Below are 18,503 nucleotides of genomic sequence, written 5' to 3' on the forward strand. Positions count from 1 at the left end.
ATCAGATGCTCTAGACTGTGTCAAGAACTTTTTTTCTGACTCCCGCTGCCGCTTCTTTAAACAACAGCGCTTTTTATATTACTAAACTCAGTCGCTTTTGTCAACTGGTTTTTTATATCTTTTTTGCCGCCTTGCCTTTGCCTTACTGGCTTTGCCCTGACGACAGTTATTTATATTAGCAACCTTTTTTGGTTTTTGCAACCCTTTTTTCAAAAAAATTGTATTTATTTTTTTAATGTCTTGGTATTACTTTCTAAGTGCTCTAATAGTAAATTGATTGATTGATAGACATCACGAATATCTGGTTTACAATCATTTAATATCCAATTGAAAATAATTGCATAAATCCCGTTTGATATAACTTCAACTTGTCTTACTGAAAACAATCCTCTCGGTCGCATATAAAGTTCAATCGCATGAGCAATTTCTTTGCGTAAAGTTGAATAGAACTCTCGCGGTTCTTTTGTAATCATTAGCATATTTAGATAAAAAAGCTTATTATCACGAATTTTAATTAGTATCTGATAAAACAGTTTTTCTATCGTCTCGTTACTCACACTTCTAAGTGCTCTTCTTATTTGTAAAGATAAAACTGAGATAAACAAATCACTGATATTTCTATAATAATGATAAAATACGCCTCTATTTATATTGGCATCTGCACAAAAACTAATAACTGTATATCTGTGCACGATATTGTTTGAAAGTTTATTTTGCAAAATATGTTCTGCTTTTATTGTTATCAACTGTATTTACCACCTTTTTTTCATTTTGCAAAACAAATATATCAATAAATAGTCAAATATACAATATTTTTTTATTAAAAAATATGTGTAATTTAAAATTTTATAAACAAGTAAATATTAACTAATATAACCATAAATAAATCTAATAAAATATTAGTATTATGACAATTAAAACAGGCAAAGTTAAAATTTAACTTTGCCTGTTTATTATTTATCGCGTCTTTTTTTGCGTTGAGCTTTTGCTTTACGAATTTTATGTCGTTGCTCAATTTTACTTTTTTGAATCTTATCTTCCTTAATTGCTTGCTTAATTTTTTTCTTATACCCAGGTTTACGCTTATGCTTTACCTTTTTCACATAACCTTTAATCCTGCTATCAACTTTATGTGCAGCAAAATTTAAACTTTCACGACGATTGTGATGTTTACGTGCAACTAATTCGCCATTTTTTATTTCAACAAAGTCAAAGTGAATTCCAGATTTTTCTAATCCAGTAATGCGCTTTAGTTCCTCTTCCCGAATTAAGGTTACTGCATGCCCTGATAGCCCATTACGTCCCGTTCTACCTATGCGGTGCACAACAAATTCTAAATCACGAGGAATTTCATAATTGACTACTAGACTAACGCCTGCAATATCCAGTCCTCGCGCTGCTAAATCAGAAGCAACAACATACTGGTATTTTCCTGCTTCTACATCCCTAATGGTTCTCTTTCTTTCACGTTCAGTAATCCCACCATGAATTTTAGCGACCCTTAAGCCTTCTTGTTGTAAATATGTAGTTAATTCATCAACCTTTTGCTTCGTATTGGCAAAAACTAAAGCTAAATATGGCTGCCCCATCGTCAATAATTGATATAAAATTTTCTTTCGACTTTTAGCACCAATATCAATTAAATCATTCTTAATTGTTGGCGCAATCACTGCCGGATTATCAATTACGATTTGTTCCGGTTTTGACATATATTTTTGCAAAAAATTAGTTAATTTAACTGGAATAGTAGCTGAAAAAGCAGCAATTGTAGTATTTTTAGGTAACCTTTGTACGATAAAATCAATATCATTCAAAAATCCCATATCTAAAGTCATATCTGCTTCATCGATTACAAAATTTCTTACATAGTCTAAAAATAAAATTTTCTTTTCCACAAAATCATATAATCTTCCTGGAGTTGCTATCACAATTTGTGGTCTTTTACTGTCAATTTTTTTTAATTGTCGCTCACGATCCGTCCCACCAGCTATATGAGCAATTGATATATTAAGCCCAGCAGCATCGCGCAATTGACGTGCCACCTGATATAATTGATCTGCCAGTTCTCTACTTGGAGCAGTTAAAACAGCTTGTGTATAACCTAAACTTTCATCAATTTCATTTAAAATTGGAATTAAGAAAGCATGGGTTTTCCCTGATCCAGTAATAGCTTGTACGACTATATTTTTGTGTTCTAGCAAAACAGGGATTACTTTTTCTTGCACTTTTGTTGGTTCGGTAAAGTTAATATTACTTAGTCCGTTTTGAATTTTGGGTTTAATGCGATTACTTTTAAAAATATTATTCATGTGTTTTTCGGTATTCCTTAGTTACTTGTACCAATTCAGCAAAAATTTGCTTTACTTCAGCCATATCCTTAGCATTAGCCCCACTAGCTAAAGCATGGCCACCGCCATCGTGTTTAGCTGCAAGTTCATTAATAACTGGGCCTTTTGAACGGTAATGTACTCTAAATGTTTTATCAGGTTTTTCTACAAAAACATTCCAAGCAATAATATCCTTAATTCGCCCTGGTGTTGAGACTGTACATGAGGCTTCATTAAAATCAATCTCCAATTTAGTCAAGGTGTCTTGGGTTAAAATTGCATATGCAGCACCACTTGCATCAACTTTCATATATTCTAATACTTCAGCCTGTAGCTTAGCTTGGGCAAAGGTAACATCACTAATATTACGGGCAATTTCATTAATATTGATACCAGTTGCAGCTAATTTAGCTACCACTAAAAAAGTATGTGTCGAAGTTTCAGGATACATAAAACGACCAGTATCACCTACAATACCAGCATATAAAGGATAGGCAACTTCTTTAGTAAGTGGTAGATTTTGAGCAATAATAAAATCTGCCACTATTTCTGAAGCAGCTGGTGCTTTATCATCAACAAAACTTAAATCGGCATAAGGTTCAACATCTGGATGATGGTCAATTTTTATTAAAAAATCACCCTGATAATATAGTTTATTAGCAATTCTAGCTGTATTAGCTGTGTCTGTAGTAATTACTAACGCACCTTGATAATCACTAGCAGTTACTTTATCCATCTCATTGATCCAAATCAAGTCACCCTCATCATTTTCTCCTGCGCATAGAATCCGCTTATCAGGAAACTTAAGTTTTAAAGACCTGGCTAATCCAGCTTGTGATCCTAAGGCATCCGGATCTGGACTAGTATGGCGGTGCAAAATAATAGTAGGATATTGCTCGATTTTTTTATATATTTTTGGAAAGGTATTCATAATTTCTCCTTTGATCCTTCATTCAGTACTTTAGTTAGTTTACCAGAAAATGTAATTAATCCGAAAATAAGTCTAAATCAATATTTGTAAAATCCGCTTTAGAAAAATCGGTCACGGTTATCCCCAATAATCTGATTCCTGAACTTAAAAATGAATTAGCAAGTGGCATAAATAATTCTTTAGCAACATCATAAAATTCAAATGAATTTCTGCTTGCATGAGCTAATTTTTGTCTTTTGGTAACAGTTTGAAATTCATTATTACGAAGTTTCAAAACTAAAGTATGAGCATAGAGATTACTTTTTTTTAATTTTCTACTTAAAGTTACAGTGTAATTACGTAATTGGGTCAAAGCCGTTTGTTGATCATAAATATAAGGCTCATATGTACGTTCAATTCCAATTGACTTACGCTTTTGTTCATCATCAGGAACTACTCTAGATGGATCAATTCCATTGGCATGAGCAGCCATTAGATAACCCAGCTTGTTAAAATATTTGATTAGAGTTCGTACGTTCGTTTGTTGCAAATCTTTTCCAGTATAGATACCCATTTCAGCTAATTTTGCTTGCGTTCTGGGGCCAATACCATAAAAGTTGGTAAGCTTTTGTTTGGCTAGAAATTTTTTTGCTTCACCTGGTAAAATGACTGTACGCCCGAAAGGCTTTGCATATTCTGATCCCATTTTTGCTAAAAACTTATTATAAGTAGCTCCAAAGGAACAAGTTAATCCAATTTCTTGAACTATTTTTGTCTGTAATTTGACTGCAATTTCAACTGTTGATGTCAACCCCAACTTATTTTTAGTTACATCTAAATATGCTTCATCCCATGCAATTGACTGAACCATATCAGTAATTTCATACATCAGCTCGTGAATTTCAGCCGATACTCTATGATATTTTTCAAAATCCGGCTGCAAAAAAACTAATTTTTCAGCTGGTATTAATTGCAATGCCTTAATTGAAGGCATTGCTGAATGGACACCAAACTTTCGGGCAATATAATTAGCCGTAGCTACAACGCCATGCCCATTATTTTGACGAGGGTCTTGCCCAATAACTAAGGCCTTATTCTTTAAGATAGGATTATCTCTCATCTCTATTGAGGCATAGAAAGCATCCATATCAAGGTGAATTATCCGGCGATGGGTATCATTTTTAGGTAATAATTCAGCCGTCACGACACTATTCATAAATCCAATGCTCAGTTGGCAAGTCAAAAATTTGCTCAGCCGCTTTTGGCCCCATCCGATATGGCAAATACTGCTCTGGTTTTTGTCCAGTTTCATTTTCTTTTGCCCAGGCAGATTCTATTGCATCAATAAACTTCCAATAATTTTTTAGTTCACTCCAATGAGTAAAATTAGTAGAATCATTTACAAATACATCATGCAAAAGGCGCTCATAACCATCTGGAATCTCTTTTTGCTCTGAACTAGAAAATTGATAAATTAAATTTTGCCGACGAATCCCCGAAGCATTAATTTTTTTACCATTAATTGTAATATACACTTGCATTTCGGGATCAACAACAATAGTAATAATATTTGAATGTGCTTGACCATATATATTAGATTTTTGCTTTAAAACAATATCTATTTGAGTTTTCTTTTCCCGCATCTCTTTACCTGTTCTAAAGTAAATTGGTGTTCCTACTAGTGGGCCAGCAGCAAATTTAACTTCGCCAGCTACAAAGGTTTCTGTATTCGAATCTGCAGCAACATTCGGTTCTTGACAATAGCCAAAAGTCATATCACTACCAAGATATTGACCACGTACAAAATGCGCTGCAATTTCATTTTCATTTGGAATAATTAAGCTATTAAGTAATTCACCTTTGGCTTCATGAATGCACTTAGCAGTTAAAGCTTTAGGTTCAGGCATTGCCAGCAAAGTAATAATTTGAAAAATATGATTTTGCACCATATCTCTGAGTGCTCCTGATGTATCATAATAGCCACCACGAGCCTCAACACCCAGTCGTTCTGCTAAAGTTATTTGAATATTTTTAATTGTTTCACTATTCCAAATATTATTAATTAAGGGATTAGTTAAGCGCATAGGTAAAATATTTTGAATCATTTCTTTACCTAAATAGTGATCTATTCGAAAGATATCATCTTCAGCAAAAGATGCTGTTATTTGTCGATTAAGCTCTTTGGCAGAGGTCAAATCATGACCAAATGGCTTTTCAACAACAATTCGGTTAAAACCATTGCCAGTTAAGTTTTGATCGTTAATGTGTTCCGCAATTGTCCCAAAAAAGCGCGGTGCCATCGCCATATAAAATATACGGTTACCTTGGGCACTATAATAGCCATCAAGCTCTTCTGCTAAATTCTTTAGTGTCACATAATGTTCAATATTCGTAACATCATGGGCTTGATAGTAAAAATGATTAACAAAGTTAGCTAAATTATTTTCATTAACTTCAGTGTTCATTTCATGTACCGCATCTTTTACTTGTTCACGCAGATATTCATGCGACCATGGTCGTCTTGCCGTTCCGATAATAGCAAAATTGTCATGAATTAGACCTTGCTCATATAAATTAAATAAAGCAGGATAAAGTTTACGATGTGCTAAATCTCCACTACCACCAAAAATAATCATAATAACTGGGATATTTTTCATAGGAAATCCTTTCCAAATACAATACTTCTGTTAGGTCTATTTTATAATAAATGGACAAAATAAAAAGTGCCAAAAACGGCACTTTTATTTAATTTATTCTTTAGTAGAAGAATCATCTGCTGGCGATTTTTCTGAAATATCTTCACTAGCTGCAGATATTTTTTCTGATTCACCTTCACTTGATTCACTTTCATTTATTGAATTTTCATTGTCCGAAGAATTAACTGGCAAAATTTGTTGTACTGCCATTCTACTAAAAGTTAAATAAATGCCATCAGCATCAATAATAACCGTGTTGTCTTTAGTATTAACAGAATCAATTTTACCATGGAGGCCATCAATTAAAATTACACTATCACCCTTTTTTAATTGATTCATCATTTCTGCTTTTTTCTGTTGCTGCTTTTTCTGCGGCTTAATCATCATAAAATACATTAACGCAATAAGAACTATAAACGCTATAATTGTTCCCATATTGCCTATACCATTATTAGCTGCCAAAAATAAAGTATTCACTTTTACACCTCATTATTAAAAATATTACCACTTAATTATACAGAAAATATGTGCCAATTGCACTACTCGTTTGGAATCGGCAAGCCTAATTGAAGATATGCTTTATCTGTCACAACACGACCTCTTGGTGTCATTAATAAAAAGCCCTGTTGTAGCAAATATGGCTCATATAAGGACTGAATTGTTTCAACATCTTCTCCTGTATTAGCAGCCAAGGTCCTAATTCCCACAGGACCGCCATGGTAATTTTCAATCATGACCCTTAAGATTTTACGATCCGTTTGATTAAGCCCTTCATCATCAACTTGCAATTGCTTTAAAGAATTTGTCGTGGTAGTAAAAGAAATTATTTGTTCACCTTTTACTTGCGCAAAATCCCTCACTCTTCGAAGTAAACGGTTAGCTACTCTAGGCGTGCCTCTTGAACGTCTAGCTAATTCATGAGCTGCCTGAGCAGCAATTTCAATCTTAAAAACGCTACTAGATCGGGAAATTATTTTTTCAAGTTCACTTATGCTGTAATATTGCAAATGCTCAACAATTCCAAATCGATCACGCAAAGGAGCAGACAGCTGTCCCGCTAAAGTAGTTGCTCCCACTAAAGTAAAGGGTGGTAACGGTACATGGACGGCATGAGTTGTTTGTCCTTCACCTATAACAATATCGACATAATAATCTTCCATTGCTGAGTAAAGCACTTCTTCGATTGGCTTGGCTAAGCGATGAATTTCATCAATAAATAAAATATCCCCTGGGTCAAGGTCTGTTAATAAAGCAACTAAGTCACCGGCTTTTTCAATTGCTGGTCCACTAGTACTTTTTAAATTAACCCCTAATTCATTAGCAATTACAAAGGCAAGTGTCGTTTTACCTAATCCTGGTGGACCGTATAGCAAAACATGGTCGAGAGCCTCGTCCCGCTTTTTGGCAGCCTCTATATATACGGCTAATTCTTTCTTTACTCTATTTTGCCCTAAATACTCTTTTAAGGTCTGCGGTCGTAATGAAAATTCTGTCTGTTCCTCTTCTATTCCCTGGCTTTTACCAGACACAATTGAATTTTCTTTATCCTCCACCAGTTTCACTTCCTTTAAATACTTTAACTTATTATAGCAAGAATTACTTCTTTAGTAGAAAAGCTAAGCCCTTTTTAATATATTGATCAGCCGTTGTTTCATTTTCAGCAATCAATTTAGGCGTGATCTTGTCTACTTCTTTTTTCGTATAACCTAAAGCAAGTAGGGCTAGCAAAGCATCATTTAATTCCGGTGAAATATCTTGATCAGCCGTTTGATCAATTCGTTGAACATAGTCACCTAATTTCCCCTTCAAGTCTAAAACTATCTGGGAAGCTGTCTTTTTACCAACACCTGGAAATCTAGTTAAATATTTGACTTCGCCCTGCTCAATTGCTGCTGCTAATGAATCACTATCTTCAGCAGCCATAATTGCTAAGGCGGACTTTGGTCCAATACCACTAACACTCAGTAACTTTAAAAATAGGCCTCTATCTTCTTCAGATTGAAAGCCATATAAAGTAACACCAGTATCACGCACAACTTGCTCAACAAAAACACGAGTTTTTTGGCCTTCATGATAAGCAAATGGTGTTGGACTATAAATTTTATAACCAATATTATTAACATCTACCACTAAATAATCCGGTTTGATTGCCACAACTATCCCTAATAAATATTCATACATTATTAATTATCCTTTTTAAACATCTTACGCAACTCAGATTTGTGCCAACAAATAATCACCACATTGCCTTGCGCATCATGGTATGGATCCTTTGTTTTTCCAAGCGCAGTTAAAATTGCATTACATTCTGTAACCGTTAGTTTTTGGCGTCCGGTAATTTGCCGCTGGGCTTGCTTACCAGCAATTCTTGTAATTAATTTAGTTGTATCATTTTGATCAACATTTAAATACTCATCTAAAATTAAACGGACTTGACCTTCAGCGTCTTCTTTGAGCCAAGTAGGATAGGAGCGCAATATAAAAGTGTTTTGGCCAAATTCTTCCAAATATAAACCAATTTCTTTAATTTGCTTTAGCTTACTCTTAATTTGAATAAAATCCAAACTACTAAATTCTAAAACTAAAGGACTTAATAATCCTTGCTGATTAACATTTTGATCAGTTAATTCCTGTTTTATTTTGGTAAACAAAATTAATCTTCTAGCTGCAACTTGATCAATCAAATATAAGTTATCATTGTTTTCTGCAATAATATAGACATCAGTTTGACCAACAAATTTCAATTCTGGTAAGTTGTTTAAGAGGACTTCATCACCAATCGAAATAACAGTAGCTACTTTATTTTTACTTGGAAAAGGACTAAGTTGCTTTTGCCTTGCAACATTTTTTAGCCATGTTGTTGTAATAACATAATAATCATCTTCTCGTGGTACATTTAAGTCAACATATTGAATTGCTTCATCGTGCCTTACTTCAAGCGGTTGACTTTCATTAACTTCATCAATTGTAGCTGACTCACGCTTAGTTTCGACTACATTTTTATTCAAATTGAATTTTAATTGATCAACTAATGTATCTGCTTTTTTACTAATTAAATTTCCACTACCACTAGCTTGAACATCGCTTAACATTAATTTCTGACTAATTGTCTTAGTAATTAAACGGCATAATTGGGTTTCTTTAGACAGTCTAACCTCTCTTTTAGTCGGATGGACGTTGACATCAACCAATAAAGGATCAACTTTAATTTTTATAATTGCAAAAGGATAATGCTTATCAGTTAAATTATTACCATAACCAGCTAGAACAGCTTTAACTATTTGGAAATTATTAATATACCGGCCGTTTAATAAAATGGAAATAAAGTTACGAGTTGATCGCGTTATTTCTGGTTTTGAAATTAAACCTGTAATTTCAAAATCCTGGTCAGCCTCGTCTAATGAAATCATTTTTTCAGCTATGTTGCGACCATAGATATTAGCTGCTGTCTGCTTTAAATTTCCGTTGCCAACCGTTTTAAGTAAAATGCGACCCTCATTTTTTAAAGTAAAAGCAATATAAGGATACCCCAGGGCTAAGCGATTAATAATGTCAACAATTTTCATAATTTCCGTACGTGGACTCCGTAAATATTTTAGTCTAGCTGGAGTATTATAAAATAAATCTTTAACTGTAATCCTTGTACCCACTGCTGCCCCGGCTTTTTCTTGCAACTGTTTTACCCCGGCCGAAAATTCGGCTCGTTGCCCAACTTGACCAGCACTATCCGTTAATATTTCGACATGGCTAACAGCTGCAATTGAGGCTAGAGCCTCACCTCGAAATCCCAAAGTGCCAACATTAAATAAATCACGCTCATTTTTAATTTTACTAGTTGCATGCCTAGTAAAGGCTAGATCAAGTTGATCGCTTGGAATACCACTCCCATTATCTTGAACAGTGATTTTTTTAAGTCCTGCATCAACAAAGTCAATTTGAATTTGCTTGCTGCCAGCATCAATTGCGTTTTCCACTAATTCCTTCACTACACTTGCTGGACGTTCAATCACTTCACCGGCCGCAATTTGGTTAGCTAAATTAACCGGTAGCTCACTAATTTGCACCATTGTTAATCGTTATCCTTTAAATCTTTTTGCCAATTTGCAACTAATTGCATCACTTGTAGTGGTGTTTGTTCAGCTAGATACAAGTGAGAAATTTCAGCTAAAATAGCTTGCTCCCTAGTTGTCAAATCATTAATCTCAGTTTGAGTAGCTTTGTTTTCGCTACTAGTAGCACTAGGTGCAGGTGTAGTAAATAAATCAAGTTGGGTTGTGGTGTTCAAACCACTACCTTGATTTTCTAAATGCTTTAATAATTTTCTTGCCTGCCGCAAAACTTTAGGCGGTAATCCTGCCAATTGCGCCACATGGATACCATAGCTTTGGTCTGCCGGCCCAGGTAAAATTTTATGCAAAAAAATCAATTGACCCTTTTCTTGGGTTGCCCCGACATGAATATTCTTTAACCGCGCTAATATTTGTTCCATTGCTGTTAACTCATGAAAATGTGTAGCAAATAAAACTTTTGCTCCTACTTCATCATGTAAGTATTTGACAATCGCTCCAGCTAGTGCCATCCCATCATAGGTTGCAGTACCGCGACCAATTTCATCAAATAAAACAAGGCTGCGTTTAGTTGCATGCTGTAGCGCATCATTTGCTTCAGTCATCTCAACCATAAAAGTACTTTGACCCGAAATTAAATCATCAGCGGCCCCAATACGGGTAAAGATTTGATCAAATATTGGTAATTCAGCACTTTGCGCTGGTACAAAAGAACCAACTTGCGCCATAACTGCAATTAGCGCTAACTGTCTCATGTAAGTACTTTTACCAGACATGTTCGGACCTGTTATTAGTAAAATATCAGTCTCTTGGTCCAAATTAACGTCATTAGGTATATAAGAATTATCCTTAAGAACCTTTTCAACCACAGGATGCCTTCCTGCGACTATTTTTACATCTTGCTTTTTTGAATGAAAAATTGGGCGACAATAGTTATTTTCTTCAGCAATTTGAGCAAAAGAACAAAACACATCAAGCGCAGCTAATTGACTGGCCAACTTTTGTAAGGCACTAATATACTTTTTAATTTCTTCGCGTAACTTAACAAATAAGTTATACTCCAGCTCAGTTGATTTTGTCTGCGCTTCTAAAATCAAATTTTCATGTTCCTTAAGTTCCGGTGTAATATAACGTTCAGCATTAGTTAACGTCTGCTTACGTGTATACCGATCAAGTGGTACTTTTTTCTTGTTGGAATTAGTCACTTGAATATAATAGCCAAAAACTTTATTATAACCAACTTTTAAATTTTCAATTCCTGTCTTTTGCCGTTCATTCTGCTCCATTTCCGCCAGCCACTGTTTACCATTATTCATTGCATCACGATAACGGTCAAGCTGACTATCAACACCCGATTTAATTAATCCCCCTTCTGTAGTTAAAACTGGCGGTTGCTCAACAAGAGTGGAACTTATTAATTTAGCAGTTCCCTTCAAAGGATCAATTTTTTGAGCAAATTTTTGTAAAGTTTCATTGGCAGATGCTTGCAAAGCAGTCAAAATTGCTGGTACTGCTTCTAAAGAAGTGGCAAGCTGCAATAATTCACGCGCATTAACATTACCAAAGGCGATTCGACCACTTAATCGTTCTAAATCGTATACGCCCTTTAAACTATCACTTATATTAGCTCGAGTAAAATAGCCATCAATTAGTGCTTGAACCATTGCTTGACGCTGAGCCAACTGATCAGTTGCAATGAGTGGTCTTGACAGCCACTGTTTAAGTAAACGCCCCCCCATTGCTGTGTGAGTTTTATCAAGAACCCAAAAGAGAGAACCCATCTTTTTACCAGTTTTAGCGGAAGCCGTTATTTCCAAATTTTCACGTACTGTATGTGACATTTGTAAATATTGACTAACTTCATAGCTTTGTGCTGCTTGTAAGTGGGCTAAACTACGCTTTTGTGTCTGCAACAAATAACCTACCAATTGTTTAACTGCTGCTTTTTCTGCCAAATTAGTTAAATTTTGTTGGGCAAAAGAAATTTCTGCATGTTCTTCACTTGGAGTAACTGGTTTAGACACAGTAATGTTAGCCTGATGAAAGAATTCATTTGCTTTTTCACTTAAATGTGAATTACAAACTACTTCCTTAGTTCGAAGCGACAAAAGTTCGTTGGCAACTGCCGAAAAAGTTAATAAGTGGGTGGCAAAAATTTCTCCAGTAGACAAATCGCTGTAGGCAAGTCCAAAGCAATTATTATTTGAAACAACTGCAGTTAAATAATTAGATTCTTTTGCATCACTAGGATTATCATTCATTAACGTGCCAGGCGTTACTAACTGCGTAATCCCCCTTTTGACCATACCTTTAGCTTCCTTAGGATCCTCTAGTTGTTCACACAAAGCAACTTTATAACCCTTTTCTACTAGCGTATCTACATATGAATTTACAGCCACATGCGGTACACCGGCCATCGGAATTGGATTATCCGTTTTATTCGAACGATGAGTTAAAGTTAATTCTAAAATTTGAGCTCCTTTAATTGCATCATCTTCAAATAATTCATAAAAATCACCGACGCGATAAAAAAGAAAAGCATCGGGATATTGCTTCTTAATTTTATAATATTGCTCCATCATTGGAGTTGTATTTGCGTTAGCCATTTAATCCTCTTCTTTATAGTTAATTAATCTTTATTATACGCTAAAATAATAAGCCAAAAGAAAAAAGACTGCAATTAGGCAATCTTTTATGATTTATGTTCCAAAATTCAAAGCTTGAATCATAACTAGGAAATCTGTCCCTCAATACTGTTAATATCATCCTGGCCATCCATATGAACAATTGCTTGAATAGCAGCTGTTATTCCCTTCACATCATCAAGTAAACTAAGACTCGGTGTTTCAGGGTGACTAATCACTTGTTCAGGTAAATACGGAATATGCATGAAACCTGCTTTAAGATTAGGAAATTCTTTATCAATCATATATTGAACTTGATACATAATATGATTACAGACAAAGGTTCCAGCAGTTGTCGAAACATAGCTTGGCAACCCTGCTTCACGAATCTCTTTAACCATTGCCTTAACAGGTAATTGAGTAAAATAGGCATTTTGACCGTCTTTATGGATGGCAGTAGCAATTGGTTGATAGCCTTTATTATCAGCAATTCGCCCATCATCAAAATTAATTGCTACTCGCTCAGGAGTTAGAGCAAAGCGCCCACCAGCTTGACCAATATTTAAGACATAATCAGGCTCTTCTTTGATAATTGCCTCACGTACTACTTGAGCACAATCGCCAAAAACAGTTGGAATTTCTAACTTAATGATTTTAGCACCAGCAATCTCATCATCTAAAAGCTTGACTGCTTCAATTGCTGGATTAATTTTATCTTCACCAAACGGATCAAAACCGGTAACTAATATTTTCATTGTTTTTCTCTTTTCTAAAAATTAAAAAGCTAAGAAATACATTAAAACGATGTGGACAACTAACATACTAATGGCAATGGGAAACTGCTGTTTAATTACTCCTAATGGATCTTGCATCTCCATTAGAGCTACTGGCAAAGTATTAAAATTGGCAGCCATTGGCGTCATTAATGTACCACAATAGCCAGCGGTCATTCCTAATGATGCAACAACAACTGGTGAACCGCCTTGTGCCACAACAAAGGGAATTCCAATACCAGCGGTAATTACTGCAAATGCAGCAAAAGCATTCCCCATAATCGCTGTAAAAACAGCCATTGCTATACAATACAAGCATACACCTAATAAGTGATTACCAACAGGAAATAAACCCGAAATTGCCTTAGCAGTAATTTTACCTACACCTGAAGCAGTAAACACTACACCCAAAGTAGCAAGTAATTGTGGTAACACCCCAGCTGAACCTACCGAACGAACCATTCTTTGTGTATCTTCATAAACTGTTTTTGGACTTGATTTAGTCAAAACCATTGCTACAATTAGTGAAATGATAGCAGCAATACCAATGCCAACCTGTCCACCTAATTTGGTAAACTGCGCAATCACTAATGCTAAAATTGCCAATAAAATACTAGGTAAGAAAATCCAATTACCAATACGCTTAACTGTTTGATTAGCAATTTTTTCATCAAGTTCCTTAATTTTACCAACTCGAACTTGTTTAAGAAGAGACAGTAGCGCAATAATTAATAAAATTCCACCATTTATTTCATTGGGTATCCATTGACCAGCTGCAAATAAAATTGCAAATAAAAGCCAAAAAAGACCCGTTCCCCAACGTGCAGGATTAGTTTTATCACGCCAAGATTCAACTGCAGCTGCCAAAAAGAACAAACCAATTAAAATATAAAAAGCTAACAAAAGATTATTAATTAGTATATTCATTTATTTCCCCTTTTTTATTTTTTTGTCAAAAGCATGATTGTAAAGTAAACATAAAATATAACAAATCACAGCAATCGGAATAGTAATTAATACCACAGCTGACGTGCTAATCGGATATCCTAATGATTTCATAGTACTAGAAATTAACAATACACTAGATGAAGCAACAAATAAGTTTTGTGCAAAGAAATTACCAAAATTATCACTAGCAGCAGCTCTTGCTTTAATTTGATCAACTTCTAATTCTGTCATTTCTCCATTAACTTTGCCTGCAGCTTGTGCCATTGGATTGATCAACGGAGCGATAAATTGTACCTGCCCTTGGACAGAAATCCCAAATAAACAAGCAAGTTCACGAATAGCTGTATAAATATCAAAAATTCTTCCTGGTGTTAGATTTTTCATTTTTTGAATCAGATTAACTGCGGCTGTCTTAAGACCATGGCGTTCTGATATACCAATTGTTGGTAAGGTTAAGAAAAATAATGAGACCATGCGGTTATCAATGAAACCTTTCCCCAGAATTTTCAAAAAAGAAACAAAGTCAATTCCTGATACCAATGCAGTAACTAATGCTGCAATTACAACTACGGCAACCGTATCTAGTCCTAAAGCAAAACCTATAACGATTACTAGGATGCCAAGTAAACTCAAATATTCCATTACTTTTCCTTTCAAATCAAAAAAATAATTATATTAGTATAAAATACTAATATAATTATTTTTTGTCAAATTGGTTTCGGTCAACTCAGTTTATTCTAATAATAACCAAATAACTGTTTTATTAATATGGTTAAAACTCCTTCGGATTAATCAGCTGACCTTTAGCAATAGCCCCATAAAACTTTCCTTTAATTTTAAAGGCATTCCCATAATTACAAATACTTGTACCGATTTGTTTACCATAACGATTATAAATTTTTAGGGTTTTCGTTCGCTAATCATAATAAACGCCAGTCACATTTTTAGCAGTAACACAATAAGGCTTAAACAGCATAAAAATTGCAACTGCTAACTTTGGTCCTAATTGCAAAACGCAAACTAGAAGCTAAGCCAAAACCATTTATCCATTTTCCTTTATCATTATAAATGTATGTCAATTTCACTTCCTTGAACCTACACAATCTGTTTTGATTACATTGAATCGCTTTACCTAGACAGTTGTACGGTCGAATTAGAGCATAGGCTAACTGATGTCAAAGGTAAAAAAATAATTAGCTAATAACAAAAAGGAACTGTTCCGACCAACAGTTCCTTTTTAAATATCGGTTATAAAATTACATCATGCCTGGTGCACCAGCAGCAGCCGCATTTGGATCAACTTCTGGCTTATCTTCAGGTATTTCTGCTACAACTGCTTCAGTTGTTAATAATAAAGCAGCAATTGAAGCAGCATTTTGCAAAGCAGTACGAGTCACCTTAGTTGGGTCAATGATTCCAGATTCAACCATATTCTCCCAGTTGCCATCGGCTGCATTGTAGCCAATTTCTAGTTCTTGACTCTCAAGTTTATTCAAAATAACTGAGCCATCTTCACCGGCATTTTCAGCAATTTGACGAACTGGAGCAGTCAAGGCCCGCAAAACAATGTTAATTCCAGTTTGTTCATCAACACTGTCACCCTTCAAATCCTTAATAGCACTCTTAACATCTACTAAAGCAGTACCACCACCGGCAACATAGCCTTCATCTACAGCTGCCCGAGTTGAATTTAACGCATCTTCAATCCGGTAGCGACGCTCTTTTAATTCAGTTTCAGTAGCAGCACCAACATGAATAACAGCCACACCACCAGTTAATTTAGCTAAACGTTCTTGCAACTTTTGTTTATCAAAGTCAGAAGTAGTTTCAGCGATTTGTTTTCTAATAGAATCTTCACGATCCTTAATAGCATCTTCTGAACCAGCACCATCAACAATAGTGGTTGAGTCCTTAGTAATTGTGATACGCCGTGCTTGGCCTAATTGATCAAGTGTAGTATCTTTTAATTCAAGACCAAGGTCTTCAGTAATCACTGTACCACCTGTTAAAGCCGCAATATCTTGTAATTGTTCTTTACGACGATCACCAAAGCCTGGTGCCTTAACAGCAACGACATTGAAAGTACCACGAATCTTATTCAAGACCAAAGTTGGTAAAGCTTCACCTGAAACATCATCAGCGATAATTAATAAAGACTTACCTTGTTGTACAATTTCTTGTAATAGTGGCAAAACATCTTGAATATTCGAAATCTTTTTGTCAGTAATTAAAATGTATGGGTTGTCTAAATCAGCTTCCATCTTATCATTGTCAGTAACCATGTATTGTGACAAGTAACCACGGTCAAATTGCATTCCTTCGACCACAGAAAGCTCAGTTTCAATACCACGTGAATCTTCAATGGTAATAACTCCGTCATTGCCTACTTTTTCCATTGCATCAGCAATTAAATCACCAACTTCTTTTGAAGCGGATGAAACAGCAGCAACTTGAGCAATTTGCTCTTTAGAAGAAACTGTATGACTAATTTTATGTAATTCATCAACAACAGCTTTCGTAGCCTTTTCAATTCCGCGACGAACTCCAACTGGATTAGCACCAGCAGTAACATTCTTCATCCCTTCGCGAATAATAGCTTGCGTTAAAACAACAGCAGTTGTGGTTCCATCACCAGCAATATCATTAGTCTTTTGAGCAGCTTCAGCAACAAGCTTAGCACCCATATTTTCATAATGATCTTTTAATTCAATTGCTTTAGCAATGGTCACACCATCATTAGTAATATCAGGATTACCATAAGATTGTTCTAAAACAACGTTTCTTCCTTTAGGACCAATTGTTGCCTTAACTGTATCAGCTAATTTATCGACACCCTTTAATAAAGAACGTCTTGCATCTTCAGAAAATTTAATATCTTTTGCCATTTTTCTTACTCCTTAATTACTTAACAACTGCCAAAATATCTTTTTCATGAAGGACTAAGTATTTTTCACCTTCGTAATTAACGTCAGTGCCTGAGTACTTATCGTAGAGCACAATATCACCCTCTGCAACAGTCATTGGAATTTTACTACCATTTTCGGCATAGCTGCCTGCACCTACAGCAACAACTTCACCTTCAGTTGGCTTTTGTTTAGCATTAGAAGCAAGGACGATTCCGCCTACAGTTTTTTCTTCTTCTTCTTTAACTTTTACGATCACGCGATCACCTATTGGTTGTAACACGTTTGTCCCTCCTAAATTCAATTTAATATCTTTAATTTTAGTCATTAGCACTCAAATTAGCTAAGTGCTAACTTATAATTATGATAATAACCCCTTTTTGTTTAAAATGCAAGAAAAAATTAGCACTTTTTCAATTAAAGTGCTAATTTGTTTTAATCACTAAGTCACTAATATTTATGTGAGCTACTTCTTATCACTTTCTAAAAAATAAATTAATGTTTGCAATTCAGTAGCTAAATCCACATTTTGTATTCGTATTCCGCTCGGAGCTGAGAGTCTGATCGGCGTAAAGTTCATAATTCCTTTAATACCTGCTTCAACCATTTCATCTGCTGTTTTTTGAGCTGTATTAGACGGAACTGTTAAAATCGCAATTGTTATCTGTTGATCACTCAGCTGCTTTTTAAGCTCACTCATATCATATACAGGAACGCCGCTTAAAATTTTGCCTGTTATTTTTTGATCTATATCAAAAGCACAAGAAATTCGAATATTATTACTTCGCTTAAAATTATAATTAAGCAAAGCATGTCCCAAATTACCAACTCCTACCAAAGCCACATTGGTTAAAGTATCTTGATTCAATATTTTTTTAAAAAAAGTCAGTAAGCTTTTTACATCATATCCATACCCACGCTTACCTAATGCCCCAAAGTACGAAAAATCGCGCCTAATTGATGCACTATCAACTTGAACAGCTTCAGATAATTCAGTTGAGGAAACTTTCTCTTTGCCAGCTTCATTCAAGATGATTAAGTATCGATAATAAAGCGGCAGTCTTTTTGCTGTCGCCGTGGGAATTTTTATTTTTTCCATTTATTACAAAGCCTCCAACTTAATTATGCTAGCAAATTTCATTTGTGAATTACTCATCAATTATTTATTATTTTACCTATAAACTAGTGTTAGTTGCAAATATTTTTCACAATCTTTTAGATTTTAACACAACAAACACCACTTATCTAATTATCT

General features: G+C 34.9%; 16 protein-coding genes. All 16 read right to left on the reverse strand.

Annotated features, from left to right (window positions below; translation table 11 throughout):
* Positions 1-224: 224 nt before the first annotated feature.
* Complete coding sequence (locus F5ESL0233_RS08200) at positions 225-557, reverse strand: TetR-like C-terminal domain-containing protein (protein WP_158593138.1); 333 nt, start codon at positions 555-557, stop codon at positions 225-227.
* A 396-nt stretch (positions 558-953) separates the two neighbouring features.
* Positions 954-2,309 carry a DEAD/DEAH box helicase gene (locus tag F5ESL0233_RS06000; protein ID WP_122059273.1) on the reverse strand — a complete coding sequence of 452 codons (1,356 nt, stop codon included), beginning with the start codon at positions 2,307-2,309 and terminating at the stop codon, positions 954-956.
* A complete protein-coding gene (locus F5ESL0233_RS06005; protein WP_122059275.1) occupies positions 2,302-3,258 on the reverse strand; it encodes a bifunctional oligoribonuclease/PAP phosphatase NrnA in 957 nt (318 codons plus the stop codon). Before F5ESL0233_RS06005 ends, F5ESL0233_RS06000 begins: the two co-directional genes overlap by 8 nt.
* Positions 3,259-3,313: 55 nt before the next feature.
* Complete coding sequence (gene dinB, locus F5ESL0233_RS06010; protein WP_233554974.1) at positions 3,314-4,453, reverse strand: DNA polymerase IV; 1,140 nt, start codon at positions 4,451-4,453, stop codon at positions 3,314-3,316.
* Positions 4,446-5,894, reverse strand: a complete 1,449-nt coding sequence (zwf, locus tag F5ESL0233_RS06015; protein WP_122059278.1) for a glucose-6-phosphate dehydrogenase — start codon at positions 5,892-5,894, stop codon at positions 4,446-4,448. Before zwf ends, dinB begins: the two co-directional genes overlap by 8 nt.
* A gap of 93 nt (positions 5,895-5,987) precedes the next feature.
* Positions 5,988-6,410, reverse strand: a complete 423-nt coding sequence (yajC, locus tag F5ESL0233_RS06020) for a preprotein translocase subunit YajC (protein WP_090093876.1) — start codon at positions 6,408-6,410, stop codon at positions 5,988-5,990.
* Between the two features lie 62 nt (positions 6,411-6,472).
* A complete protein-coding gene (ruvB, locus tag F5ESL0233_RS06025; RefSeq protein ID WP_090093874.1) occupies positions 6,473-7,486 on the reverse strand; it encodes a Holliday junction branch migration DNA helicase RuvB in 1,014 nt (337 codons plus the stop codon).
* A 43-nt stretch (positions 7,487-7,529) separates the two neighbouring features.
* A complete protein-coding gene (gene ruvA, locus F5ESL0233_RS06030; protein WP_090093872.1) occupies positions 7,530-8,114 on the reverse strand; it encodes a Holliday junction branch migration protein RuvA in 585 nt (194 codons plus the stop codon).
* 2 nt (positions 8,115-8,116) lie between these two features.
* The gene (mutL, locus tag F5ESL0233_RS06035) at positions 8,117-10,000 is read right to left on the reverse strand and encodes a DNA mismatch repair endonuclease MutL (protein ID WP_122059279.1); all 1,884 of its coding nucleotides are present in this window, start codon (positions 9,998-10,000) and stop codon (positions 8,117-8,119) included.
* Positions 10,001-10,002: 2 nt separating this feature from the next.
* Positions 10,003-12,582 carry a DNA mismatch repair protein MutS gene (gene mutS, locus F5ESL0233_RS06040; RefSeq protein WP_122059328.1) on the reverse strand — a complete coding sequence of 860 codons (2,580 nt, stop codon included), beginning with the start codon at positions 12,580-12,582 and terminating at the stop codon, positions 10,003-10,005.
* 149 nt (positions 12,583-12,731) lie between these two features.
* Positions 12,732-13,379 carry a pyroglutamyl-peptidase I gene (gene pcp / locus F5ESL0233_RS06045; protein WP_122059281.1) on the reverse strand — a complete coding sequence of 216 codons (648 nt, stop codon included), beginning with the start codon at positions 13,377-13,379 and terminating at the stop codon, positions 12,732-12,734.
* A gap of 21 nt (positions 13,380-13,400) precedes the next feature.
* Complete coding sequence (locus tag F5ESL0233_RS06050) at positions 13,401-14,324, reverse strand: DUF979 domain-containing protein (protein ID WP_122059283.1); 924 nt, start codon at positions 14,322-14,324, stop codon at positions 13,401-13,403.
* The gene (locus F5ESL0233_RS06055; protein WP_090093864.1) at positions 14,325-14,987 is read right to left on the reverse strand and encodes a DUF969 domain-containing protein; all 663 of its coding nucleotides are present in this window, start codon (positions 14,985-14,987) and stop codon (positions 14,325-14,327) included.
* A gap of 614 nt (positions 14,988-15,601) precedes the next feature.
* A complete protein-coding gene (groL, locus tag F5ESL0233_RS06060) occupies positions 15,602-17,230 on the reverse strand; it encodes a chaperonin GroEL (protein ID WP_090093862.1) in 1,629 nt (542 codons plus the stop codon).
* Positions 17,231-17,246: 16 nt separating this feature from the next.
* Positions 17,247-17,531 carry a co-chaperone GroES gene (gene groES, locus F5ESL0233_RS06065; protein WP_090093860.1) on the reverse strand — a complete coding sequence of 95 codons (285 nt, stop codon included), beginning with the start codon at positions 17,529-17,531 and terminating at the stop codon, positions 17,247-17,249.
* Between the two features lie 183 nt (positions 17,532-17,714).
* Complete coding sequence (locus F5ESL0233_RS06070) at positions 17,715-18,347, reverse strand: redox-sensing transcriptional repressor Rex (RefSeq protein ID WP_090093857.1); 633 nt, start codon at positions 18,345-18,347, stop codon at positions 17,715-17,717.
* Between the last annotated feature and the right edge of the window lie 156 nt (positions 18,348-18,503).

The organism is Lactobacillus sp. ESL0233 (genome assembly GCF_003692995.1).
In the GTDB taxonomy this organism is placed as follows: domain Bacteria; phylum Bacillota; class Bacilli; order Lactobacillales; family Lactobacillaceae; genus Lactobacillus; species Lactobacillus bombicola.